This window comes from Nostoc sp. (assembly GCF_036917635.1).
In the GTDB taxonomy this organism is placed as follows: Bacteria; Cyanobacteriota; Cyanobacteriia; order Cyanobacteriales; family Nostocaceae; genus Nostoc.
In genome coordinates this window covers 80,301-104,732 of record NZ_JBALCW010000040.1, presented here as the reverse complement: position 1 = coordinate 104,732, position 24,432 = coordinate 80,301, and the positions used below count along the sequence as shown (strand labels likewise).

Genomic DNA, 24,432 nt, shown 5'->3' with positions numbered 1-24,432 from the left:
CATGGGTAGATGGCCATCATCTGGAAAACAAGTATAATTCGTTACTGATTAACCCATCAAAATCCTTTTGGAATGGAGTGTCGAAATGACATTAGCTACAACTCCACAAACAAAGCCTTTAACAGATGAAGAATTACGTAAGATAAACGCCTACTGGCGTGCAGCTAACTATCTTTCCGTTGGGCAGATATATCTACTCGACAATCCGCTACTGAGAGAACCGCTAAAGCTAGAACACGTCAAACCCAGGCTTTTGGGTCACTGGGGAACAACACCAGGGCTGAACTTTATTTATGCTCACCTAAATCGGGTCATCAAAAAATATGACCTAAACACGATCTATATTGCTGGCCCTGGTCATGGAGGCCCAGGACTGGTAGCCAATACCTATCTAGAAGGCACTTACACCGAGTATTATCACAACATCTCCCAGGATGCTGAAGGAATCCAGAAACTCTTCAAACAGTTCTCTTTCCCTGGTGGTATTCCCAGCCACGTTGCACCGGAAACCCCCGGTTCGATCCACGAAGGCGGGGAACTAGGTTATGCCCTCGTCCACGCTTACGGTGCTGCTTTTGATAACCCTGACTTGATTGTTGCTGCTGTTGTGGGTGACGGCGAAGCTGAAACGGGTGCTTTAGCAACTAGCTGGCATTCCAATAAGTTTCTTAACCCCGTGCATGATGGGGCTGTACTGCCGATTCTGCACCTGAATGGGTATAAAATTGCTAACCCAACAGTACTGGCACGCATCAGCCATGAGGAATTAGAAAGCTTATTTGTAGGCTACGGCTACAAGCCCTACTTTGTCGAAGGTGACGACCCCGCAGATGTCCACCAGCAGATGGCGGCGACTCTAGATATAGCGATCGCCGAAATTCAAAGTATTCAAAGAGAAGCCCGCGTCCACGGTTTCACCGAACGTCCCCAGTGGCCAATGATTGTCATGAGAACCCCCAAAGGTTGGACAGGGCCAAAAGAAGTAGATGGCAAAAAAACAGAAGGTTCTTGGCGATCGCATCAAGTTCCTTTTGGCAACATAGCCAAACAGCCAGAACATTTGAAACTCCTAGAAGATTGGATGAAGAGTTACAACCCAGAAGAACTCTTCGACGCTAACGGTAAGCTAATTCCCGAACTAGCAGAATTGGCTCCCAAAGGGCATCGACGCATGGGTGACAATCCCCACGCTAACGGCGGTATTTTACTGCGCGACCTGAAGATGCCGGACTTTCAAGACTATGCTGTAGATGTTCTAAAACCAGGGCAAGCGATCGCAGAAGCTACCCAAGTTGCCGGAGGATTCTTGCGGGATATCATGCAACTTAACCAAGAAAGCCGCAACTTCCGTATCCTCGGCCCCGACGAAACGGTATCAAATCGCTTAGGCGCTGTGCTAGAAGTTACAGACCGAGATTGGGCAGCCGAGATCCTCCCGGAAGATGACCACCTTTCCCCCGACGGTCGGGTGATGGAAGTTCTCAGCGAAACTAATTGTCAAGGATGGTTAGAAGGCTACCTTCTCACCGGACGCCACGGGTTTTTCTCTTGCTATGAGGCGTTTATCCACATCATTGATTCGATGTTCAATCAGCACGCCAAATGGCTGAAAACGACCAGAGATATTCCCTGGCGTAAACCAATTGCTTCCCTCAATTATCTACTCACCTCCCACGTTTGGCGGCAAGACCACAACGGTTTCTCGCACCAAGACCCCGGTTTTATTGACCATGTAATCAACAAAAAAGCAGAAATCGTTCGCGTGTATTTGCCCCCCGATGCCAACACTCTGCTATCGGTAACTGACCATTGTTTAAGAAGCCGCAACTATGTTAACGTCATCGTTGCCGGAAAGCAACCAGCATTGCAATACCTAAATATGGATGCTGCTATCAAGCACTGCACAAAAGGCATCGGTATTTGGGAATGGGCAAGTAACGACAAAGACGGCGAACCAGATGTAGTCATGGCTTGCGCTGGGGATATTCCCACCCTAGAAACCTTAGCGGCTGTGGACATTCTGCGCCAGCACTTCCCTGAGTTAAAGGTGCGAGTAGTGAACGTAGTCGATTTGATGACACTACAGCCGAAAAGCGAACATCCCCACGGTTTGAACGGAAAAGACTTTGAAACGATTTTCACCACAAACAAACCGATTATCTTTGCATTTCATGGCTATCCTTGGCTGATTCATCGCCTAACCTATCGCCAAGCCAACCATGATAACTTGCATGTGCGTGGCTATAAGGAAGAAGGAACCACCACCACTCCCTTTGATATGGTTGTGCTTAACGATCTAGATCGCTTTCATCTCGTGATGGACGTAATTGATCGCGTACCAAAACTAGGATATAGGGCAGCTTATGTCAAACAGGAGTTGGAAGATAAGCTAATCGAACACAAACATTACATTGAGAAATACGGCGACGATATGCCAGAAATTCGTAATTGGAAATGGCCATATTAAGTAATTACTAATTCGTAATTCGTAATTAAATTTTTCACTACGAATTACGAATTATTTTAACTTCTTATCTCTGTGTTCTCTGCGCCTCTGCGGTTAAAATAATTACTCTTAACCGCAGAGGCACAGAGAACGCTGAGAAAAACAATCTTATTTTACGAGTCACCCTCAAAGGGCTAATTGTGATTACGCTTCTGTCGCAGTGAGGAGTACTTTAAGTTACTTAATGCATCAAACGCTACTTACTTTGATGGTTAGCGCTAAGATAGCTATGTATTTTTTGGAAGTATAAATATGGCTCAAATTTTTTATGTAAATTCCGTATCAGGTAAAGATACCAACCCAGGTAGCCAACAAGCCCCCTTCAAAACTATTACGCAAGCCCTCAAGGTATCTACAGATAACACCAAGATTCAACTAGCAGAAGGTAATTACAATGCTGCTAGCGGTGAAGTTTTTCCGCTAACGGTTCCATCTGGGGTGACAGTGGTGGGTAATGAAACCAATAAAGGCAATGGTATTTTAATTGAAGGGAGTGGTAGCTATTTGAGCCGTACTTTTGCTGCTCAGAATGTCACATTTGTGCTACTAGATAAAGCCGAAGTGCGCGGAGTGACTGTAACAAATTTAGCTAGCCGTGGTAGTGGTGTCTGGATTGAATCAACTGCCCCTACTGTTGCTAATAGCACCTTCACCAAGTGTAAGCGCGAGGGGATATTTACTACAGGCGAGGCTAATCCAGTTATTCTAGGTAATGTGTTCAATGAGAATGCAGCCAATGGAATTGCGATCGCTAAAAATTCTAAAGGTCAAATTATAGATAATACCTGCTTAAAAACAGGTTTTGGCATTGCCATTAGTGATACTGCATCACCCACCCTTCGAGATAACAGAATTTCCGAAAACCGTTCTGGAATTGTCATCTCTGGCAGCGCTCGTCCGATATTGCGTAACAATGTCTGCGAAAATAACACTGACGATGGTATCACAGTAATCGGAACTGCCCTACCGGATATCGGCAGTACCAATAACTTAGGAGGCAATACTCTACGCAATAACGGTAAATTTAATTTACAAAATGCCAGTTCTAACAAGCTGGTTTCTGTGGGAAATAAAATAGATACGTCTAAAGTCACAGGAAATGTAGAGTTTACAGATAGTTCTGTTCCGACACCCACGCCCACGCCAACAGCCACTCCCACTCCCACTCCAACACCTACTCCCATTCCAACACCTACTCCCACCCCAACACCTACTACCACGCCCACTCCCACCCCAACACCCACTACCACGCCCACTCCCACCCCAACACCTACTACCACGCCCACTATAGAATTAACCGATATTACGAATCATTGGGCAGGTGGCTTTATTCGGGAATTAGTCAAATTGGGGATAGTTAATGGTTTTCCCGATCGCACATTTAAACCGGATGCTACAATGACACGGGCGCAATACGCTGCATTACTGGTAAAAGCTTTCAACCCACCGTCAAACCGCCCCGCGATCAAATTTAAAGATGTATCAGCAGACTTGTGGGCATCCAAGGTAATTCAGCAGGCATATCAAGGTTCATTTCTCTCTGGTTTTCCTGACAATACCTTTGCCCCTAACAAAAATATCCAGCGCGTGCAAGTGATTGTCTCCCTAGTAAATGGATTGGGGTTATCTGCTGATGGTACATCTACCAAAACTTTTGACGATCAAGCAAAGATTCCTGAATATGCTAAGGATGAGGTAGTAAAAGCTATAGACAAGGGGATTATCGTCAATCATCCTAACGTCAAACAACTCAATCCTACCCGCGATGCTACACGCGCTGAGGTAGCGGTGATGGTCTATCAAGCCTTGGTAGACGCTGGTCGTGTAGTTGCGATTGACTCGCCTTATATTGTTGCTTAATTGGAAAAATAATTTGTTTTGCAAAATTGCATGATTTTTGTAGGGGCAATTCATGAATTGCCCCTACAAAAGGGTTCTAAATTAAGCAAAGTAAATTCATACTTAATTTGAAAAACGCAGTTTTTAATTACTACTCGAACGGAGGCAAATTATTTGGGTCAATACCTTGAGATTGCAAATAAGCAATCAGTCGTTCTTTTTGCTGGCGTTCTTGTTCGGCGCGTTGGCGTTCTTGTTCGGCGCGTTGGCGTTCTTGCTCAATCTGTTCCACAGCCCACGGTAACAAATTACCAGCTTGATCCCACCAGCGCAACCAATAGCCAGTGCGAGCTTCTTTTGTTCCTTGCCAAGTTCCCAAAAATAAGCCCATTACATCAATCCAATGACGACCATTTTCGTCAGGTTGCTTTAACTCATAACGTTTATTTTCGAGTTGATAATATTCTAATAAACCGCCCTCTGGTTCAAAAATTATGTAGATGGGAATCTGCAAAATATGCTCGTAGAAATACCATTTTCCTGGTGGATAAGCTCGCTTTACCGAATATTCTCCACCCTCAGTATCAGATAGAAATTCGATAGCGATCGCTGGAATATCCCCTTCTAAATTGGGTGTATAACTTTTACGATTACCCACAACTTGATTAACCGATGGTACATAAACCCAGTCTGGTGCTTTAGCAATAAATTGGCCGTTGACTGTCGCACAAAGACCAAAGTTGGAAGCTATCAACATTTGGGGTTGGATGAATCCACTGATTTCTAAGCTTTCCCGCAAAGCACCAGCCAAAAGTGGCTGACCTGTATTCTCCACTGGTTCATCCTCTAGTTTAAAATCCTTGGGTAAGGCTTCCCAAGAGATTACCAGTTCAGTTTGGGATTTGGCTTCACTGAGTTGGGTTGCCATAAACACAGTATGAATTTATTTTTAATCTTATCGCTTCTAGGACGGCTATAGAGGCGATGACAGGAGCAAAAAAAAAGGGACTGGGCGCGATCGCAATTCCTCGTAGGTTGGCTTAACATAAAAAAACCCAACATCCATTGGTTTCTACTCAATGATTGCGCCCTAACTCAAGTCGCCTCTGATTTGATTGTCGATCCCCTCAAGCAGCAACTCTCCATTTTTTCTATTCCTTGGTAGCAAACCATTGTAATAACAAAATTTTCATAATATTTGTTACAGTTTTTAAAGTTTTTAATTCGGGTATATCTGGTTTTAATTGTTCTGCGATCGCTAATTTTTGTTCAGCTTGTGCAGGTTGAAAATTATATAAATAAACAAAAGCTAAATAAACCCATGTGTAAGGATTTTGAGCATCATATTTAGTTAATTCTTTTAAATTTTGGATTAATTCTGGGACTTGGCGCTGTAAAAGTTGTGATAAGACTAAAGTGTAACGCCAATTTAAGTTATTTGGCTCTGTTTGCAGATAATAATTAGCCGCGAAATCAATTTGTTTTAAATAATCTTGAGTAGGATCGTATTGATTAAAATGAGCTATCTGCACAAATATATTATTTATTTTACCCTGTTGTAACTCTTGGGCTAGCTGTGAAGTGCGGGTAACTAAATCTAAAGCTGGCGATTTTTCTACTGTTCCTACATCTGTCACACTTACAGTAATATCGGGAATATTTAAAGATGTGATTTGCTTGTTTCTTCTATCTAAATATAATGCTGATAGATGATATTTTCCTAGTGGTAGTGTTTTAGGAATAAATGTAGCTAAATCTTCTTTCACCCGGAAAGTTCCTTCAGGATGACATTTGATGCCACAGGATAAATTACCCAAGCCAATGGCATGATCGTGATACCAAGATGATTGGCTCTTTTGCCATCTTAACAGTAATATACCATTTTGCAAATCATCCCATGAACCTGTTATTTCATAGCTCACAGGGTTATTTTTACCTACAATTAATTGCTGAGAAATTGCCACTTCTTCTATACTAATTGCAGAATTACTATTACTTATTTTTTCAACAACTACAGGAGGATTTTTGCAGTTATATAATCGCATTTTCTCTCCATAAGGTAATATCCAATCGCCCTGTAATTTCAAATTATTAGAAGATTCGACTAAAGATTTTAATTTCCGTTTAGTCTCTCCACTTTCTCCAGGTTTATATGGTTCATTATCTCTAGTAATATACCAACAAAAATATTGTAAATCTTGCTCTACCTGAGATAATTTGGTTGTTAATTTTCTGCCGGATACGCGAAAATCTGCTAATGCCCCAAAATAATTTAAAGTAAACTCATTTATCTGAGGTGTAGAAACAGGAATTACCCCTAAATTCGACCTTAAATATAAATTTGTTTCGTTGATTCTGTCTATCAGTTTCTCCAGAGGATATTTTTTAGCATCATTATTAGGTAAATGTCTACCACCCCATGCTTGAATTAGGGGTAATGGAAACAAATTATTGAGTAAAACTATGATACTTAATACCAGAGTGGCTAATCTCAGTCTCTCAAAATGTATATTTTCAATTAAGTTGAATAAATCCGCCAATATTAAACTAATTACAGGAAAACATGGCAAAATAAATCTAATGTCTTTATTTGTAGCCAAAGAACAAATTATATAGCTACTTACTAATGTAACTAATAACCAAATTCGAGCCGATTTATAGAGATTTACTGAAACTAAATTAGTAGTAAATTTATATTTAATCAGATAAACCAATAAAATGCCAATACTCACACATAATATTGGTAAACCAACGGTTTCTGGGAGCAGTTGTGGATAGTATAACCATCCAGCAATAGTTGCAGCAGAAGGATCGCCCTCGCTTTTTCCGACTTGATTAGCGTTTAATGCCGATGTAATAATTGTTAACCAATTTAAGCCATACCAAAAACTACAAATTAACCAAGCTATCATCAAAGATAAGCAAGCTTGAATTAACTTGATAAATTTGCGTTTTCTAATAAAACTAATTAATCCCCAAATACTAGGAACTAAAATAAAAATAAAACCTGTAGGTTTAGCCAACAATATTAAACCTATTCCAATGCCCAATAAAATAGTTAACCCCCATGACAAAAACCCAATATAATTATCTTTCCAAATAGTCAAAACTGTAAAAGTTACTGTAACAATTGCTGTCAAACCATAATCTAATAAATAATCTGTCCGAATAACTGCCAAAATAGGAAATAACAGACAAAATATGCTGGCAGTTATGCTAGTTTTTCGGTTGTTAAATAAAAAATTACCTAAATGATATACTGAAACTATAATCATTGCAGTATAAAATAAGTTGACCAAACTTGCTTGGTCATATCCACGTCCAAACAACATTAAAAATGGGACAGTGCAAATATATACAAAAGGAGCGCGATAACTTGGAGTTAATTCCCACAGAGATAACCACCAATTTCCTGAGAAAATATTAAAGTTTTGAAAAATTCTATAATGATGTAATGCTGTCGTTAAATGTGCGCTTTGATCGTAAGCTGGAATCGATTCATCTAAGAAAAACCAAGCTCTATCTATAGCTAATGCTATCAGCCAAATTACGAAGAGAATCATGTAATCTTTTCGACGCTGAGAATGGTCAAAATCACTCATATTTATTTGCTCAAAAACAAAGTTTAACCAATTATATATCTGTCATGTATCGCCGTTTCACTAACTATCGTCCAATCCACTTGGCTTTGTAAAAAATTGTAGTCCCGCAAATATTGAGTTTTACTGCCGTACCCTTACGGGAATCTTGCTAAAACCCAAGTTACATTGATAGATTTTATTAAAAGCGATCGCTCGAATTTGATATTACATTATTTTTGTTAGACTTTTACAGCATCATATTTCTCGTAGTCTTGTTCAAAAATCAAAATAGAAACGTCGGGTTTAAATAGATGAAAACTGCTGTAATTAATAAAGCGATACCTACGGTAAGCTACGCTAACACATGGTGGCGGATATGATCTTCAATAAAACTGGCAATGAAGTAATAACTGTGATCATAGCCTTCTTGATAACGCAAGTTTAGCGGCTGGTTAACATCTGCACAAGCTTGCTCAAACACTTCAGGCATTAATTGTTCAGCTAAAAATTTATCAGCAGTCCCTTGATCAATCAGAATCGAACTGTGATATCCTACTTTTTTAACTAACTCACTAGCATCATAATCACGCCAACTTTCTTGATTGTTGCCAAGATAACCACCCAAAGCCTTTTGACCCCAAGGACAACGCATAGGTGCAGTAATAGGTGCAAAGGCTGATACTGATTTGTAAAGTTCTGGATTTCTCAACGCACATACAAGCGCCCCATGTCCCCCCATCGAATGACCGAAGATACCTTGTTTTTCAGGTTGCGTGGGGAAGTTTGCGGTAATTAAAGCAGGTAATTCCTCGACGACATAACTATACATTTGGTAGTTTTTACGCCAGGGTTCTTCTGTAGCATCAACATAAAAACCCGCACCTGTGCCAAAGTCCCAGTCATCATCCTCACCTGCAATGCCAGTATTACGCGGACTCGTATCTGGTGCAACCAATATCAAACCGTACTCAGATGCAAAGCGCTGCACTCCCGCCTTTACCATAAAATTCTCTGCTGTGCAACTTAACCCAGAGAGAAAATAGAGAATCGGTACAGGTTTTTGAGTTGCTTGTGGTGGTTGATAGACAGCAAAGCGCATTTCACCGTTACAGCTTGAGGAGAAATGGCTGTAAAAGCCGAGTTTGCCACCAAAGCTTTTATATTCAAAAAGGAGGTTGAGGTTAGACATTGGTTGTATTTTCAATCCTTGAGCGATCGCCAGAGAAAGATTATTTTACCCTGAACTACCTGGTAATTAACACGCTATGCGCTTTGTGCTGACTACAAACTTTTCATTACTAGCTTGACAGAGTACTACGACTAGGTAACTTAGTCCCACACCTTTTACAAAACCCAGCATCTACATCATGAAAAGCCAAACCACAACCTGAACAAACTGTTTCTACCTGATTAGCAGTTTTCACAACTCGCTTAATTAAATCTCCCACTTGCCAAGGAATCAGCGCAATTCCTGTAAAAATCATCAATACTGTTAGCAAGCGCCCTAATTCCGAAATTGGAATCACATCGCCAAAACCTACAGTTGTCATTGTGACAACAGAGAAATAAAAGGCATCTAAAAAAGTACCATAATTTTGAGGATTAACCGGATGCTCGACTTGATAAATTAAGCCAGAGTAAATAAAAACAATTGCAAATAATGTAAATAATATTCGCGCAAAAATCATTCCATCTTCCGTGCTGATAGTGGCGAATAAAAATTTTCTATCGATAAATCTGATTAATCGTAAAATCCGAAACCATCGCAGTAGGCGGATAAAGCTAATATCCACCATTCCGAGAAAAAATGGTAAAATCGCCATTAAGTCAATAATCGAATAAAAGCTAAAAATATACTTAATTTTGTTTTCGGCACTCCACAGACGGAGTGAATATTCTACCGCGAAGATGATGACGATCGCACTATCAACTAAATGTAATTGAAACCGCACAGAATCAGGAATATTATAAGTTTCTGCCACAAAAATTCCTGATGATACTAGCACCATAGCGGCAAGTGTTAAATTAATCGCTTTACCTAATGGTGTTTCCAGGTCTTTTAAGTAGAATTCTGTTTCTTGTCTGCTCAGTAACATATTCGACCATTAACTCATCTTAATTCCCACTTATAGCATTAGAAATAGGATATTATTAATCATTATCCTTATGTTAACCTCAGCTTATATGAACCCAGAATATTTTATGCGTTTAGCTTTGGCAGAAGCAAAAGAAGGAGATGCGCCTTATGGTGCAGTGATTGTTAAAGATAACGAAGTCGTTGCCGTAGCTCATAACACTGTGAGTAGAGACAAAGATCCATCAGCCCATGCGGAAATCAACGTTATTCGTAGTTTAACAGCTAAACTTAAAAATCCTTCTTTAGAAGGTTATAGCATATATACGACTGGCGAACCTTGTCCGATGTGTGCAACTGCTTGTGTTTGGAGTGGTGTAGCAGAAATTGTATATGGTGCTTCAATTCAAGATTTAATTTTGGTCAATCAATCACAAATTAATATATCTTGCGAAGAAGTCATCGCTAAATCATTTAGAAATATCAAAGTAACAAAGGATGTTTTAAAAAATGAATGTTTGGAGTTATTTAAATTATCTTAAATATATTAATTTAGTAGACATCTACCGAAATGAAATATAGGTTATTAGAACCATTCTATAAACGTATAGACGTAGCAGTGCTACGTCTATACATTCTTTTTCAGTTTTATGCCTGAATGCGTGAATGCCTGACTTCTGCCTTGCGGTACTAGCTTTTACCTCGCAGAAAACCCACTAAATTTTTGAGAAAAGACTGACTAACAATTGGCTTTTGGGGAAGCTCCTGTACTGTTTCTACTGAGGCAATTGGGTGAGTGTACTCTTCCAAGGTACACGCGGGGGGAGCAGCAACCATAAAATGTTCTTCTGCCAAACCGACCACTATTAATCGGAAGGCAATTTGCTGCACAGTTTCTGTGGATATTCTCAGCTGATTGGCAATGTTTTCTAGAGAAACCTGACCGTTAACAAATTCCCATACTTGCCATTCCTGAGCATTAAGAGGTATCTGCGGCTGTTTCTTCGCCAAACTTGATAAACCTGAAGTGCAGTCTGGTAGCTTATCTGCCAAAGCTGTCCAGTCTCGTAAGGCTCGCAATCCCAGGAGTATAACCTCAGTCGCTGACATACTTAAACCTGTCATTTCTGCTAAAGGCAAATTTGCTGTCGAATCAAATGTAAACAGAGCATCCTTAATTTGAAATAAAGCACATACTTGCCGTAATACCTGGGTGTTAAATAGTATTTTCAGTTGTTCGGGTTCCAGCAGTCCTTGAGACTTTAAACACAGCCCCATCGGTGTGTTAATAGAGCAGGCATCAACTTTAATTACTCTAGAGACAACGCGCTCGCTTATCCACCCACGTTGAGCAATCATTGACATTAAACCTTTTTGGTCTAAGCGGTCAGCTGCGGCAATCACGCGACCTTGTTGCAGCCAGATGTAGTAGGCTTGCGTTGTACTATTATTAGTGTCTCCAACTACAAACCCAATATAAAGTAGTCCTGTCTTTTGTCCTTGCTCTAAAAATTGAAGTAATTCTGGCAAAGAAAAATCGGCAAAATTACCAGTAATAGCCATAATATTCCTTCTTTAATTCGTTGATTTTTGTAAATCTACACTAATTGTTACCTAACTCTATTTAAATATTTTTACCATTCTGTTTAAATCCGTGTCATTGCTATTTTTTTTGATTCTATTTTTGAAAAGTGGGAAAAGTACTGACTTGATCAACTTTACAATTGATTTTAAAGATTATTAAGTCGTAATATAATTGGATTTATAGCACTTAAAACTTAGTAAGAAAAAGATTGCTATAAAATACAGAATTTTAAAAATATATTAGGCTGCATAACTTTGCATTAAATGCTGTACTAGAACAATTACTGCCTCAGCTACAGAGTCTCTTTGGGTTGCGTTTACCTTGACAATGGGGGGTCGGTTACTCTCAGGCATGAAACCAAGGGCGAGTAATACATCTTCCTCAGACCAAGCTCCAGGGCAATCGGTATGGGTTACACCAATAATCATCGGAATCTGTACCCGTTGGTTCATAAAGGCGAGAATTTGACGTGCTTGGCGGAATTCTCCAGGGCGATGTGCCGCTACTAGCAAGATATAAGCGTGAGCCTTGCGAATCAAAATATCCCACATAAAATCGAAGCGAGATTGACCAGGTGTCCCATATAGCTGCACCGCCATGCCGGGGCTAAATTGCAGCCGACCAAAGTCAAGAGCGACAGTAGTTCTTGCTTTAAGCAATGCTGTTTCGTCTGTTGCACGGGTATCTGTGTCTACCACATCAATTTCACTTACAGAACGAATAAAGGTGGACTTGCCAGCGCCTACGGTTCCTGTGACAATCAAGCACATATTTTCCATGTTTTATTTAGCCCGTAAATAAATAATTATTAATGACTAGCAAGCTCAAAATTCCAAATTACTTTGATGGCTTTTAAGCCTTAATTTAAAAGCTCCCTGGAAGACTAAGTATTTGTCTACAAGGGAACTTTTGATTTGGTTAGCTTTGATGTTGAATTTAACCCAACCACCAATTACATCACAATCAGCTTTAGTTCTGCGAGGAGACGCTTGATTTCTAGCATCAGTAATCCTTGTTTAGCAGTCTCACTAGCTAACACGAGTAACACTGCATCTTGGCCGCAGCTAGTCAAAATACCAAAGCCTTTGTTACCTTCAACATAAATCCGGTCAACACTACCTCTAGATAGCTCAATACCAATACGTTCGCCTAAAGAAAGCATGGAAGCCGACATTGCTGATACCCGTTCGTCGTCCATTCCACCAGGTAAGCTAGCCGCCAAAGGTAGACCGTCGGGAGTAACAAGTGCTGCACCCTGAACACCAAGCGTACCAGTAACAAAGTTTTGTAAGATACTGCCAAGTTTATCTGTATTAATTGCCATTGAAGTATTCTGTGTTGTTTTAATTTAGCTAAATCTGAGTTTGGGATTGTCTCAAATCCCAAATCAAAAACTCATGTTTGATTGACTTAATATATCTGTTATTACAAAGGAGTAAACTCAAATACGTCGTGAGTGCCACCCCGAAGCACTGATTCGGTATGTACCCCTCTCAAGCGCTTGTGGGTTACTTGCTCCAAAGCTCCCCAAACCGCACCCATAGTAAATGTACACTTACGCTCTGAATTTGGCGCTTCACCCGCAGAACATACGGTTTCAGTTGTGTAAACTTTAATTACATCGTCTTGAGTAACAATTTTGTCAATTATGCACAACCGCGTACCTTCTTTACCCAAAGCTTGCCCCAATTTGTGTGCTGCATCCTCTAAAGGAATTGACGTTCCTGACAAACCCAATTCTTCGGCTAGTTTTTTACCCCGTGCGCGACCTGCGGAGGTTAGGGCAATGGCTGTAGCTTTTTCTCCTAATGCTTCTTCTAGCCCTACAATCGCTGCTTTAAAACACTTAACACTATTAAAATCACCTAGTTCTTTTCGGAATTCTGGCATATCTTTTTGTTAGGTAGAGTATGGGAAACAATCCTTAAATTTTAGTAGCACATCCAACTAACGTAAGCCTGTTGCTTAGTAAGCACTAAGAGTCATTAACATAAGGACTAAAGTCCTTACTACAAACTTATTTAGTTTGCATAGTTAACTTGACAGACTACTAGTGCAACTGGTTAGATAGGTTGTTCATCAATCAGTTTCTTTATTACTTTGATTATGCTTAGAGAAATATTGATCCTAAACCGCATGATTACGGATATTTTTACTTTTTACAAATAGTGACTCAGTATATTTCGGGAGTTATATTGTTGCAATCTCAATATTTGGGAGGAAAATAGTAAAGTTATGATTTAGGGCAAAATAGCTGACTTCATGATAATTACTTCTAGCGGTTCTCGCTTGAGTAGGTACTGAACCCCTCATCTAACCCCCTAAGAGCAAGCTTCTCACTTGCTCTAATCTCTCTTACTCCGATAAAGATTATTTAATTAGGCTCATTTAAATAGGATAAATAGGTATTTGCCCAAATCGCAGCTTGAGTGCGATCGCGCAAGTTTAATCTGTTTAAAATATTCGTAACATGATTTTTTACCGTCCCCTCAGAAATGTAGAGTTGTTGAGCAATCTCTCGGTTACTAGCGCCTGTAGCTATTAACCGCAAAACCTCTTTTTCTCTCGGAGTGAGTTCAGCTAAACTAGACGGTACAGGCGGTGACTGGGTTGGTGTACCATTAGAAAACTGAGTTAATAGCTTTTTAACTATACCTGGGCCTAATTGAGTATATCCTTTATAAACGGCACGAATAGCAACAGCTAATTCTTCTGAGGGTGTATCTTTCAATAAATAACCCATTGCCCCATTTTGCAAGGCTGCTGATACATATTCATCATCATCAAAAGTCGTCAGTACTAAAATTTTAGTTTTGCCAAAGCGTTTTTGAATTTCTCGCGTGGCTGCAACTCCATCCATAATGGGCATTCTGATATCTAGCAATACTACATCTGGCTGAAATTTAGCAACTAAATTAATTGCCTGTTCACCGTTTTCTGCTTCTCCCACTATCTCTAAATCTGGTTCTAATTCTAATAACGCTCTTAATCCTTGACGAATTAAACCTTGGTCATCTACCAACAGTACTTTAATCATTATGTCAACCTCGTTAAGGGAATATTAACTGTAATTTTGCAACCAGAACCAGGAGCGCTATTAATATTAAACTCACCTCCAAGTGCTAAAGTGCGATCGCGCATACTATGAAGCCCAAAACCAGTGGTATTTTGCCCTAAATCAAAACCTCTACCATTATCTTGAATTATCAATCGCAAATTGCCTCTAGTGGTAGCCAGTTCTAGTTTAACTTCTGTGGCAACAGCATATTTAGATATATTTGTCAATGATTCTTGAGTAATCCGGTAAATAGCAGTGTTTATTTCAGCTGGTAGAGGATATTGCAGGTTGATTTGATAAATTGGTAAAATGCCATTGGAGCGATAAAAGTTTTCTGAAAGACTTGCGATCGCCCGTTCTAAAGATTGTTCTTGTAAGGGATTCAAACGCATAGTAGAAACAGATTGGCGGACATCTTTTAGGGCTTTTGAACCTAATTCCTTTGCTGTTGCTAGAAATGTTTCAGCCTTACCTGGGTTAGAGTGCCATAGTTTTAAAGCGGTTTCTAATTGTAGATTTAAAGCAGTTAGAGAATGTCCTAAAGAATCATGAATTTCCCGAGCAATGCGGTTGCGTTCTTCTAAAGTAGCTTGATTTTCAATTTGCATGGCATATTGGCGCAGTTTTTCATTAGCGATCGCTAGCTTTTCTCGACTTTGCCGTTCAGACAATACTGCATTCATCATCAACAACACAAAAACCAAGCTTAAGCCAAATACCAGCGACGAATTCAAAATCAAAAATCGATATCGCTCTTGTGCCTGTGGCGATGCTGGAAAATTGAATAACTGATATTTTAGTTGTGTAGTAACTAAAAATAAGGAAAATGACAAACTTGTAACAAATAAACGCCCATTTAACTGAAAAATCAAACAACTGCGAGTCACTAAAATTATGTAGAGAAAGGGGAACAGGCGAGCAAATCTTTCCCCAAAAAGTCCAATTATTAAAATTAATAAAATTTCAATCCCTGTGTAGATTACCTTAGTTGTCGGATTATTCCTGGGTAATCTTAAGCCCATTGCCGCAAAAATAATTAGACTATAAATTGATAGTTCTGGCAATATGCTACAAACTGACAAGTCTGGAAATGCACCACAAATTGATAGTTCTGGAGGCTTAGGACGAAAATGCCCTAACGGAGGTGGTATAACGGCTGTCAATGCGGTGATCGCCAATAATGTCCACTCCAGATAAAGTAGAGACGGAAAAGGATGTTTCTTAATTTCAATTGGACGACTCATTAGCAGCTTGGCTCCAGTTTTGAATGAGTTAGGAGTTAGGAGTTAGGAGTTAGGAGTTAGGAGTTAGGAGTTAGGAGTTAGGAGTTAGGAGTTAGGAGTTTGGAGTTTCGGATATTTAAGCGATATTATCCGCCTTTTAAAAGTTTCGCTAAGTGAAAATTTAAGAGAAAAATTAGGTTGTAAAAACGTTGTCTAACAATTTAAACAAAGATTTATAAATTCATAAAAATTAAAGTTTTTATTATTCCTAACATCTAACATCTAACATCTAACTCTTAAGTAAGTCGGTCAAATTAAATATAAAACATTATCCTGCCTCCGGCTTCTCTCTTTTTATTAAGGAGAGGGATTGAGGGTGAGGTTTTATCTTATATTTAATTACGCCTACCTACTTAACTATTTATTGTCAATCATATTTGTCAAAATTCAATCATGACTAAAGTCATGGGTAAAACCATGACTTTATCCTCATGTGATTATTAAAGAGAAATTCTTATGATAGTGGCATCCAACCAGGAAAAACCCACCAGATAAGTAATGAAACTCAAAGCATTATCATTAGTCGCTGGAGCGATCGCTCTAACTTTAAGTGCAACTTCCTTTGCTGTTAATGCCCAAACAGCCTCTCCTTCACCCGTGTTACTTGCACAAACTCCACAGAAAGAAAGAGGCCCTTGGAAAGAATTGGGTCTAACAAATGCCCAACAAACCCAAATTCAGACAATTCACCGCGATAGCCGCACCAAAATGGAGGCTGTTTTGACCCCAGAACAAAAGACCAAGTTAGAGGCGGCGAAACAAGCACATCGGGCTGAGTGGCAAGCGCGTAAGGCTCAAGGGCAAACAGGTCAAAATCAACGACAACCAGGACAGCATCATGGTCGCGCGAAAGGTGATTTTGCTGACTTAAATCTGAGTGAGATACAGAAAAACGAAATAAAACAAATTCGGGAGTCTGAAAAACAACAGATTCAAGCAGTCTTGACCCCTGAACAGCGCCAAAAATTAGAGCAATTCCGTCAAAATGCTCCTTCGCGCCCTCAACAAGGTAATCCCCAATAATAATTTTTCAAAAAATAGCTAACTTGACTAATGTCTAAACATTGTTTTCCATAGTCAAAAATTAATAGACTTCTTGCAGAAGATGCGGAAAGGGGATGAAATTTTTCCCCTTTCCCTTTCCCTATTTATCCCCATGCCCCATTTATATCGTGTTCGCTTAAAGACTTATCATTAAGACTGCAAGGGGGCAGTTCTTGCTGTTCTTGCTGGGCGAAAAAGGGTTTTGCAATTTTTTTTGCACAGATGTGGTAAGGGACTTCCACGAAATAAATTATTCCAATAAACGAACCACTCCAGACACAGAGAACGCAGAGAGAAGAAATAGAGAGAGTTTTTGCGTCAGTTTTGGAACATTTTTTTATTTGGAAGTCCCTAACTGTAACTAATTAGCCGGACATGATATAGCGGTTCTCAGTTGAGTGAGGTACAATAACCCCACCCCCAACCCCCTCCCCGCTTGCGGGGAGGGGACTATGATGTACCTCATCCGATCAGGAAACGCTATATTAGTAGACTTTCAAGCTAGTTATGAGTTATGAGTTAATTCAAAACTGCTAGCTTGATTAAGATGTCTAAAGAATTTGCAATTGGTAGTAAAGTCCGGGTTGTGGCACTACCGCCCTACGTCAAAACTGCTGAACCCATGCCCATGCTGCGCCCGCCCGATGTAATTCACATTGGCGAAGAGGGTATAGTCATTGACCGCAGACCTGGTGGATATTGGGGTATTCGCTTTACTAGGGGAGCCTTTCTCTTAGATAGCCAATACATCGAAAGCACAGATACCCCACCGAATCTCATTTAGAGTGAGATTTGCAGCAACCAAGAATTGTAAACTTGTGTAAAGTTGTAATTCTGGTTTTCACCATGATTTCCCGGCGCACTTTTTTAAGCATATTATTGGCCAGCTGTATTTCTCTCATCAGCTGGCTGAATTTTACCCCTGCTGCTAATGCTCTTGGTGGTAAACTTCCTGCAATTAATCAACCCGCACCAGAGTTTACTTTGCCAACCAATACAGGTAATGGCAAGATTTCCCTCTCTGACTTGCGCGGTAAGTGGCTAGTCCTCTACTTTTATCCCAAAGACTTTACTTCTGGTTGTACTATAGAGGCTCGCCGTTTTCAGCAAGATTTACCCCAATACCTCGAAAAAAACGCCCAGATTATTGGCGTAAGTGCTGATGATATTGATTCTCACGCCGAATTTTGTGATTCAGAGGGACTAAAATTTCCTCTGTTGGCGGACACTGATGGTTCAGTGAGTAAAGCTTACGGTTCGTGGCTTGGCTTATTATCGATGCGTCACAGTTTTATCATCGATCCTCAGGGCGTTTTGCGCGAGACTTTTGTCAAAGTCAATCCAAACATTCATAGTTCAGAAGTGCTGGCACGATTAGAAAGGTTACAGTCTACAGCTTCTTAAACCTCAATCAAGAGGCAGCGGGCAGGGGTAAACACAAGGTGACAAGTTCTCACATTGTTAACTTGTCACCTTGTCTCCCCTGCCCCTTTGCCTACAAGTTTTTCAAGCCATTGTTATTTGCATTCATCTTTACGCAACAATAAAGCCATATTTTCTGAGTACAGTCTTAGCTTGACTGCCAGATAAAAACTGGACAAATTGTTTGGCAGCAGAAATATTTTTGCTGGCTTTAATTATTGTTACTGGATAGACAATTGGTGAGTGAAGCTTTTCCTCAGCAGTGACTACAACTTTTACCTTGTTGGAAGTTTTGGCATCAGTGGCATAAACTATGCCCGCTTGGGCATTACCACTTTCTACTGCTGCCAAAACTTGACGCACATTGTTACCAAAGACAAATTTTGATTTAAGCTGATCGTAAAGTTTCAAATTCTTTAAAACTTCCTCTCCATATTGCCCTGCGGGTACACTCCTGGGTTCACCGATCGCAATTTTCTTAATCTTGCTATCTGTTAAATTGGCGAAACTCGTGATACCTACAACATCCTGGGCGACAATCAAGACTAGACTGTTATTTGCTAGATTAGTACGGCTACCTGTTAGCAACAGTCCTTTTTGTTCTAAGGCATCCACTTGCTTTTTGCCAGCAGAAATAAAGATATCCGCAGGCGCACCTTGCTCAATTTGTTGCTGCAAGGCACCAGAAGCCCCAAAGTTATAATTAATGTTGATATTTGGTTTACTTTGTTGGTACAAAGGTTTAATTTCTTCCAACGCATCCTTTAAGCTGGAGGCTGCGGACACGGTTATGTTGGTGCTTGATTGTGCTATTACAGGAGAAGGAGTAACCAATGGTAAACCAATTGCCAGGAGCAAGCCTGCAACTGCTATACCCAGAAAGCCAAGAATTTGTCTTCTTTTCATAGAAAAGGTGTAATATAGGTTTTTTTCCGAAAATCGATGCTAGGTAAAATCGTACCAGCAATACCAATATTTAACCAACTTTATCGGTAAAATGCCTAAAAAAGAATAAGGGTTGTTGCATCAGTTTTTTGGAAGTCCCTTAAATTTGGCGATCGCACACTATTCATTATTCATTCTGGAAAAACTATCAAAATTGGTCTAATTCTCTCTTTTTTAAGGCTACAGTGTACACACAAGTCGAAACCTCACCCTGTCCTATGGGACATCCCTCTCCGATGCTTTGGAGAGGGACAAGTTTTGTATAGCAAAAGCTTTCTTGAGGTATCTCAGGGGCTATGAGACTTAACCAGAAATTAAATTGCGTCACCAAAGACTTGTGTGTACACCGTAGCCTTTTTAAGGAGGGTTAGGGAGAATCAAGGCTTAATTTTTGTCGTACTCTATTTGTCCATAGTCAAGTTTGATAATTCGGTTTGCTAAATGAAAATAGCGATCGTCGTGGCTAATCACCAGCACTGTTTTGCCCCGCGATCGCAATTCTGGTAGTAACTGAGTGTAAAATATTTCTTTGAATACTGGATCTTGATCGGCTGCCCACTCATCAAATAGATAAATTGGTCGATCTTCTAAGTAAGCTGTGAGTAAAGCTAATCGTTTACGTTGTCCTTGCGAAAGTGCTGTGGTGGAAAGTTGCCCATTTTCAACTTTAACTTTATGGTCTAATTGCAGTTGTTTTAAATATTTTGTAGCTTGACTATCCAAGTCATAATTTTTTAATCCTAAAAGTTCTTCAAATAAATAAAAGTCTGAGAATACGACAGAAAAATGCTGGCGATACCATTCTCGGTTATGTTCGCTAATTAACTCGTCATCAAACCAAATTTTGCCGTTATCAGGAATGTAAAGTCCAGTAATTAGTTTAGCTAATGTAGATTTACCGCTACCATTACCGCCGACAATGAAGACTAATTCTTGAGAATACAATGTTAGGTCGATGGGGCCAAAGATAAAGCTATTGTCTTCTTGTTCTGTATAGTAAGTATGGGTAATATTTTCCAATTTTAAGGTGTGCCAGTCAGATTTAATAGCAGGTGGAACGGTAGATATTTCAGTTTTACTAGCTAGAGATAAACCCAGTGATTCTATTTTTTGCAGCGCAATACTGGCTTTACTTAATAAGGGAAGTTTGCTGATGATGTTATCCATTGGTAACACCAAGTAAGTGAAGGTCAAAATATAGCCAGAGAGAGTTTCGGGATTGATGGTAAGTATATTAGGTAGGGCGAATAGTACAAAACCAAGGGCAAAAAAGAATACAAGTTGACCCCAACTTGAAGTTATGGCAAAAAGGATTAAACCATTAACATTGTGATGACGAAACTCGTTAGCAGTGGATTGCAGTTTTTCTTCTAAAAAATCTTCACGCCGCCTGTAATTGAGTTTGAGTTCCTTGACTCCTTCGCTAATGGTGCGAAAATGTTTAAATAGATGATCTTCATCTTCACGAGCTAGGGCTAGTAATTGCCCACCTTTATTTAATAACCACTGACAACTAGCGATCGCTACTACTGAAATTCCACAAACCATCAGCAGTACTAACCAAGAAAGCCAAGTTATATACGCTATGCAACCTAGGACGATCGCTAAATTAATAAAAATGAAGGGCATCTGATAAACAGCATTAGCAACCGCCTGAATATCTTCTGTTAAAGTTGCCAATAATCGAGGATTCCCTAAGCGTTCCAAATGGCTTAACTCCGAAGCGAGAATCTGGCGACTTAAACGCATCCGTAATTGCAAGACTGCATTTTGAGAAAGACGAATCAGCATCACTTGAGAAATGATGCTGGTAATGAGTGCAACTATAGCCAGCCCCGCAAAACCCCAAATTATTGATGTCAGACCCGAAGCACTACCGCTACTTGCAGCATGGCTAATTAAGGCAATCAAGCCAGCACTACAACCGCCACTCAAGAATCCGGTAGCGATCGCCATCGCTACCATCGCCCACGAAGAACGCAAAAGAAAATAAATCAAATTCATGATAAATGCCTATGCCCCATGCCCTATGCCCTATTTTCAAGATAGTTGTTTGCAAACCAATTGAGGTGGCGCTTTTAGGGTAAATTTTCTATCTTACAGTTCTTGACAGACCACTAGCTTATTCGTGAAAATATCTATTTGCACTCTCTCCGTGTTCTCTGCGCCTCTGCGGTTCGATTAAAAAATATTTTTCGGTAAAAAAAGAGAAATAAAAAATTTAATCAATGATTTAGAACTGCGATCGCATCTGTTGCCCTTTAGGTCTTATCCTAAAAAAGTATTAGCTAAAACCTCCAAAAAAAATCTACCTGTGAAAAAAACTTTGTTTCTCAGCCCTCCTTCCTTCGATGGGTTTGATGGCGGTGCAGGTTCGAGATACCAAGCCAAGCGCGAAATTACTTCCTTCTGGTATCCTACATGGCTAGCGCAACCCGCAGCCCTTGTGCCTGGTAGCAAGCTTGTGGATGCACCCCCACACGAGCAAACAGTAGAAGATGTCATCGAAATTGCTCAAGATTACGAATTAATTATCATGCACACCAGCACGCCTTCGCTGCCTAATGATGTGAAGTGTGCCGAAACAATCAAAGCTCAAAACCCGAATGTCCAGATTGGTTTAATTGGAGCGCACGTAGCAATCTTACCAGAGCAGACGTTAGCTGAAAACCCAATCATTGACTTTGTGTGTCGTCACGAATTCGACTATACCTGCAAAGAGCTAGCAGAAGGCAACAAATCTTGGGAAGAAATCACAGGTTTAAGCTACCGCGATCGCCACGGTAATATCCATCATAATCAAGACCGCCCCTTGATTCACGATTGGGATTCTATGCCCAGTGTATTGCCGATTTATCACCGTGATTTGGATATCACCAAATACTTTATTGGCTACTTGCTGCATCCATACATTTCCTTTTACACTGGGCGGGGCTGTCCAGCAAAATGTACCTTCTGCCTTTGGCCGCAAACAATTGGTGGACACTTATACCGCACAAAAAGCCCAGAAGCAGTTGGGCGCGAGATGGAAGAAGCTAAAGCGATTTTCGGTGACAAGGTGCGAGAATATATGTTTGATGACGACACCTTCACTATTGACAAACATCGAGCGATCGCAATTAGCGAACACATGCAACGACTCAAACTAACTTGGAGTTGCAACGCCCGGGCCAATCTAGACTATGACACCCTCAAACAACTACGCGATAATGGCTTACGCCTACTATTGGTAGGATTTGAATCTGGCAATCAGCAAATTCTAGATGGGATAAAAAAAGGAATCAAGCTGGAAGTAGCGCGGAAGTTTATGGAAAATTGCCATAAACTTGGCATTACCGTACACGGCACATTTATCATTGGTTTACCCGACGAAACCCAAAAAACAATCGAAGAAACAGTCCGCTTTGCTTGCGATATTAGTCCCCATACAATTCAGGTTTCCATCGCAGCTCCCTATCCCGGAACAGAACTTTATCGTCAAGCACAAGAAAATAATTGGTTTAGCAACAATTCTTTAGTTGCTAGTTCAGGAATTCAAATGTCCACACTGCAATATCCAAATCTCTCCAGTGCTGAGATTGAGGATGCAGTTGAGAAGATGTATCGTAAGTTTTACTTCCGTCCGAGAGCGATTATCCCAATTGTTGGTGAAATGCTCACCGATCCCCACATGTTAGTACGCCGTCTGCGTGAAGGGCGGGAATTTTTCTCTTATTTGAAAGATCGTCGCACCCAAGCAACTGCTAAAGCCCAATCAGTAGGTGTTAATTAGTATTTGGTTGTTCATTTTGGAGCAATTGACATCAACCACGTCTATCTTGAAACCTATAGTTCTTCAATGATGAAAAGGATTTGCCCTCATCCCCCAACCCCGAATCCCAGAGAGAGGGATTCGGGGAGCCAGAATTTCAAACTCCCTCTCTCAGAGAGAGGGAGAGGGATTTAGGGAGAGGGTGAAAACTACGGATCTCAACTAAGATTTGGTTTAATAAGCTCAAACACATCTAATTTGCATATAAAAATTTTTCAATATCTTGTGGGGTGGGCAACATGAGCGCCCTGATTATGCAATTTTACCGCCAATTAGCTTAGAATTTTAGATTTTGGATTGGGATAGCGTCAATCTCACTCAATAGCTCAATTATCGGAACCTTAAAAATAAAATATATGCAAGCAAAGCGATTCGCCATCATCAATGGTGATGACTTTGGTTTCTCTGAAGGAGTTAATCAAGCAATTATCAAAGCACACAAACAAGGAGTGCTAACTAGTACCAGTCTGATGGTGAGCGCTGATGCTGCAAAAGAGGCTGTCACTTTGGCAAAGGCCCACCCAAATTTGGCTGTTGGTCTACATCTTGTGTTGATATGTGGTCGTTCTGTCTTACCGCCAGAGCAAATTCCTCATTTAGTTGACAAACAAGGTAACTTTTCCAATAGTCCATTTATTGCTGGGTTGCGCTATCAATTTGTTAAGGAAACCCATCAAGAACTGCGTCAAGAAATTCGCGCCCAGTTGGAAAAATATCGTTCAACTGGTTTGTCTCTTTCTCACGTTGATGGACATTTACATTTGCATATACATCCGGTAGTCTTGCGTATTTTAGTTGACTTGGCACCAGAATTTGATATTAAAGTAATTCGTCTTCCCAGTGAAGAACTACGAATGACTTTAAGAGTTAATCGCAGTCATCTACTGACAAAGCTAGTTTGGTCAGGAGTATTTGGTAGACTACGCAGCTATGGTGAAAAGTTGCTAGAGTCCCAAGGCATTAACTTTACCCAAAGAGTTTACGGCTTATTGCAAACTGGAGGCATGACAGAGGAATATTTACTTGGGTTGATACCCCAAATCCAGGCAAACTTAGTGGAGATTTACTCTCATCCAGCGATGCCGAAGGCGGGCAACTCTTGGAGACCCTACGCGAACGTCAACGCAATTCATGACGATCCTTTAAAAGGAGAACTAGGGACAGGTGAAGCAGAACTTGCTGCCTTGTTAAGTGGTAAGGTACGCGAAGCGCTCCTTAGTAACGGCTTTGAAATTACCAATCACCATTTTCTATCCCAACGTACCCGCCTTTGAAGTGCGATCG

Annotated in this window: 20 protein-coding genes; 8 read left to right on the top strand and 12 right to left on the bottom strand. The window is 40.3% G+C overall.

The window, feature by feature from the left end:
* Positions 1–85 precede the first annotated feature (85 nt).
* Together V7K32_RS11320 and V7K32_RS11315 are read left to right on the top strand one after the other, a co-directional pair.
* A complete protein-coding gene (locus tag V7K32_RS11320) occupies positions 86–2,467 on the top strand; it encodes a phosphoketolase family protein (protein ID WP_334993145.1) in 2,382 nt (793 codons plus the stop codon).
* A gap of 291 nt (positions 2,468–2,758) precedes the next feature.
* On the top strand, positions 2,759–4,366 hold the full coding sequence (locus V7K32_RS11315; RefSeq protein WP_334993143.1) for a DUF1565 domain-containing protein: 1,608 nt from the start codon (positions 2,759–2,761) through the stop codon (positions 4,364–4,366).
* A gap of 130 nt (positions 4,367–4,496) precedes the next feature.
* On the opposite strand, the gene V7K32_RS11310 is transcribed toward V7K32_RS11315, so the two are convergent.
* The 4 genes from V7K32_RS11310 to V7K32_RS11295 all read right to left on the bottom strand — a co-directional run bounded on the left by V7K32_RS11310 (position 4,497) and on the right by V7K32_RS11295 (position 10,022).
* The gene (locus tag V7K32_RS11310; RefSeq protein ID WP_334993141.1) at positions 4,497–5,273 is read right to left on the bottom strand and encodes a Uma2 family endonuclease; all 777 of its coding nucleotides are present in this window, start codon (positions 5,271–5,273) and stop codon (positions 4,497–4,499) included.
* Positions 5,274–5,496: 223 nt separating this feature from the next.
* Complete coding sequence (locus V7K32_RS11305; RefSeq protein WP_334993139.1) at positions 5,497–7,947, bottom strand: hypothetical protein; 2,451 nt, start codon at positions 7,945–7,947, stop codon at positions 5,497–5,499.
* 331 nt (positions 7,948–8,278) lie between these two features.
* A complete protein-coding gene (gene fghA / locus V7K32_RS11300) occupies positions 8,279–9,115 on the bottom strand; it encodes an S-formylglutathione hydrolase (protein WP_334993137.1) in 837 nt (278 codons plus the stop codon).
* Between the two features lie 109 nt (positions 9,116–9,224).
* The gene (locus tag V7K32_RS11295) at positions 9,225–10,022 is read right to left on the bottom strand and encodes an ion transporter (RefSeq protein WP_334993135.1); all 798 of its coding nucleotides are present in this window, start codon (positions 10,020–10,022) and stop codon (positions 9,225–9,227) included.
* Between the two features lie 88 nt (positions 10,023–10,110).
* Between V7K32_RS11295 and V7K32_RS11290 the strand changes: the two genes are divergently transcribed.
* The gene (locus V7K32_RS11290) at positions 10,111–10,542 is read left to right on the top strand and encodes a nucleoside deaminase (protein ID WP_334993163.1); all 432 of its coding nucleotides are present in this window, start codon (positions 10,111–10,113) and stop codon (positions 10,540–10,542) included.
* A gap of 148 nt (positions 10,543–10,690) precedes the next feature.
* Here V7K32_RS11290 and V7K32_RS11285 read toward each other — a convergent pair whose 3' ends face one another.
* From V7K32_RS11285 to V7K32_RS11260, 6 genes are all read right to left on the bottom strand, one after another.
* Positions 10,691–11,563 carry a DUF4388 domain-containing protein gene (locus tag V7K32_RS11285; RefSeq protein ID WP_334993134.1) on the bottom strand — a complete coding sequence of 291 codons (873 nt, stop codon included), beginning with the start codon at positions 11,561–11,563 and terminating at the stop codon, positions 10,691–10,693.
* A gap of 261 nt (positions 11,564–11,824) precedes the next feature.
* Positions 11,825–12,364 carry a GTP-binding protein gene (locus tag V7K32_RS11280; protein WP_334993133.1) on the bottom strand — a complete coding sequence of 180 codons (540 nt, stop codon included), beginning with the start codon at positions 12,362–12,364 and terminating at the stop codon, positions 11,825–11,827.
* Between the two features lie 173 nt (positions 12,365–12,537).
* Positions 12,538–12,909: a roadblock/LC7 domain-containing protein gene (locus tag V7K32_RS11275; protein ID WP_334993131.1), complete on the bottom strand. Its 372-nt coding sequence runs from the start codon at positions 12,907–12,909 to the stop codon at positions 12,538–12,540.
* A 101-nt stretch (positions 12,910–13,010) separates the two neighbouring features.
* The gene (locus V7K32_RS11270) at positions 13,011–13,475 is read right to left on the bottom strand and encodes a hydrocarbon-binding protein (RefSeq protein ID WP_334993129.1); all 465 of its coding nucleotides are present in this window, start codon (positions 13,473–13,475) and stop codon (positions 13,011–13,013) included.
* 484 nt (positions 13,476–13,959) lie between these two features.
* Entirely contained in the window at positions 13,960–14,622 is a 663-nt protein-coding gene (locus tag V7K32_RS11265) for a response regulator transcription factor (protein WP_334993127.1), read from the bottom strand.
* On the bottom strand, positions 14,622–15,887 hold the full coding sequence (locus tag V7K32_RS11260; protein ID WP_334993125.1) for a sensor histidine kinase: 1,266 nt from the start codon (positions 15,885–15,887) through the stop codon (positions 14,622–14,624). The genes V7K32_RS11265 and V7K32_RS11260 overlap by 1 nt, the downstream gene beginning before the upstream one ends.
* Before the next feature lie 537 nt (positions 15,888–16,424).
* On the opposite strand from V7K32_RS11260, the gene V7K32_RS11255 reads away from it, so the two are divergent.
* The 3 genes from V7K32_RS11255 (at position 16,425) to V7K32_RS11245 (ending at position 18,374) form a co-directional block, all read left to right on the top strand.
* A complete protein-coding gene (locus V7K32_RS11255; RefSeq protein WP_334993123.1) occupies positions 16,425–16,949 on the top strand; it encodes a Spy/CpxP family protein refolding chaperone in 525 nt (174 codons plus the stop codon).
* 568 nt (positions 16,950–17,517) lie between these two features.
* Positions 17,518–17,754, top strand: coding sequence for a regulatory protein SipA (sipA, locus tag V7K32_RS11250; protein WP_334993121.1), 237 nt, complete (start codon positions 17,518–17,520; stop codon positions 17,752–17,754).
* A gap of 62 nt (positions 17,755–17,816) precedes the next feature.
* Positions 17,817–18,374, top strand: a complete 558-nt coding sequence (locus tag V7K32_RS11245) for a peroxiredoxin (RefSeq protein ID WP_334993119.1) — start codon at positions 17,817–17,819, stop codon at positions 18,372–18,374.
* Positions 18,375–18,503: 129 nt separating this feature from the next.
* On the opposite strand, the gene modA is transcribed toward V7K32_RS11245, so the two are convergent.
* Both modA and V7K32_RS11235 read right to left on the bottom strand, forming a co-directional pair.
* Positions 18,504–19,298, bottom strand: coding sequence for a molybdate ABC transporter substrate-binding protein (modA, locus tag V7K32_RS11240; RefSeq protein ID WP_334993117.1), 795 nt, complete (start codon positions 19,296–19,298; stop codon positions 18,504–18,506).
* A 423-nt stretch (positions 19,299–19,721) separates the two neighbouring features.
* Complete coding sequence (locus V7K32_RS11235) at positions 19,722–21,341, bottom strand: cyclic peptide export ABC transporter (RefSeq protein WP_334993115.1); 1,620 nt, start codon at positions 21,339–21,341, stop codon at positions 19,722–19,724.
* A gap of 310 nt (positions 21,342–21,651) precedes the next feature.
* Between V7K32_RS11235 and hpnJ the strand changes: the two genes are divergently transcribed.
* On the top strand, positions 21,652–23,109 hold the full coding sequence (hpnJ, locus tag V7K32_RS11230; protein ID WP_334993113.1) for a hopanoid biosynthesis associated radical SAM protein HpnJ: 1,458 nt from the start codon (positions 21,652–21,654) through the stop codon (positions 23,107–23,109).
* Positions 23,110–23,504: 395 nt separating this feature from the next.
* Complete coding sequence (hpnK, locus tag V7K32_RS11225) at positions 23,505–24,422, top strand: hopanoid biosynthesis-associated protein HpnK (protein WP_334993111.1); 918 nt, start codon at positions 23,505–23,507, stop codon at positions 24,420–24,422.
* The last annotated feature ends 10 nt before the right edge of the window (positions 24,423–24,432 follow it).

Coding starts and splice junctions, on each gene's coding strand:
- V7K32_RS11320 (WP_334993145.1), top strand. CDS start 86: ATGACATTAGCTACAACTCCACAAACAAAGCCTTTAACAGATGAAGAA.
- V7K32_RS11315 (WP_334993143.1), top strand. CDS start 2,759: ATGGCTCAAATTTTTTATGTAAATTCCGTATCAGGTAAAGATACCAAC.
- V7K32_RS11310 (WP_334993141.1), bottom strand. CDS start 5,273: ATGGCAACCCAACTCAGTGAAGCCAAATCCCAAACTGAACTGGTAATC.
- V7K32_RS11305 (WP_334993139.1), bottom strand. CDS start 7,947: ATGAGTGATTTTGACCATTCTCAGCGTCGAAAAGATTACATGATTCTC.
- fghA (WP_334993137.1), bottom strand. CDS start 9,115: ATGTCTAACCTCAACCTCCTTTTTGAATATAAAAGCTTTGGTGGCAAA.
- V7K32_RS11295 (WP_334993135.1), bottom strand. CDS start 10,022: ATGTTACTGAGCAGACAAGAAACAGAATTCTACTTAAAAGACCTGGAA.
- V7K32_RS11290 (WP_334993163.1), top strand. CDS start 10,111: ATGAACCCAGAATATTTTATGCGTTTAGCTTTGGCAGAAGCAAAAGAA.
- V7K32_RS11285 (WP_334993134.1), bottom strand. CDS start 11,563: ATGGCTATTACTGGTAATTTTGCCGATTTTTCTTTGCCAGAATTACTT.
- V7K32_RS11280 (WP_334993133.1), bottom strand. CDS start 12,364: ATGGAAAATATGTGCTTGATTGTCACAGGAACCGTAGGCGCTGGCAAG.
- V7K32_RS11275 (WP_334993131.1), bottom strand. CDS start 12,909: ATGGCAATTAATACAGATAAACTTGGCAGTATCTTACAAAACTTTGTT.
- V7K32_RS11270 (WP_334993129.1), bottom strand. CDS start 13,475: ATGCCAGAATTCCGAAAAGAACTAGGTGATTTTAATAGTGTTAAGTGT.
- V7K32_RS11265 (WP_334993127.1), bottom strand. CDS start 14,622: ATGATTAAAGTACTGTTGGTAGATGACCAAGGTTTAATTCGTCAAGGA.
- V7K32_RS11260 (WP_334993125.1), bottom strand. CDS start 15,887: ATGAGTCGTCCAATTGAAATTAAGAAACATCCTTTTCCGTCTCTACTT.
- V7K32_RS11255 (WP_334993123.1), top strand. CDS start 16,425: ATGAAACTCAAAGCATTATCATTAGTCGCTGGAGCGATCGCTCTAACT.
- sipA (WP_334993121.1), top strand. CDS start 17,518: ATGTCTAAAGAATTTGCAATTGGTAGTAAAGTCCGGGTTGTGGCACTA.
- V7K32_RS11245 (WP_334993119.1), top strand. CDS start 17,817: ATGATTTCCCGGCGCACTTTTTTAAGCATATTATTGGCCAGCTGTATT.
- modA (WP_334993117.1), bottom strand. CDS start 19,298: ATGAAAAGAAGACAAATTCTTGGCTTTCTGGGTATAGCAGTTGCAGGC.
- V7K32_RS11235 (WP_334993115.1), bottom strand. CDS start 21,341: ATGAATTTGATTTATTTTCTTTTGCGTTCTTCGTGGGCGATGGTAGCG.
- hpnK (WP_334993111.1), top strand. CDS start 23,505: ATGCAAGCAAAGCGATTCGCCATCATCAATGGTGATGACTTTGGTTTC.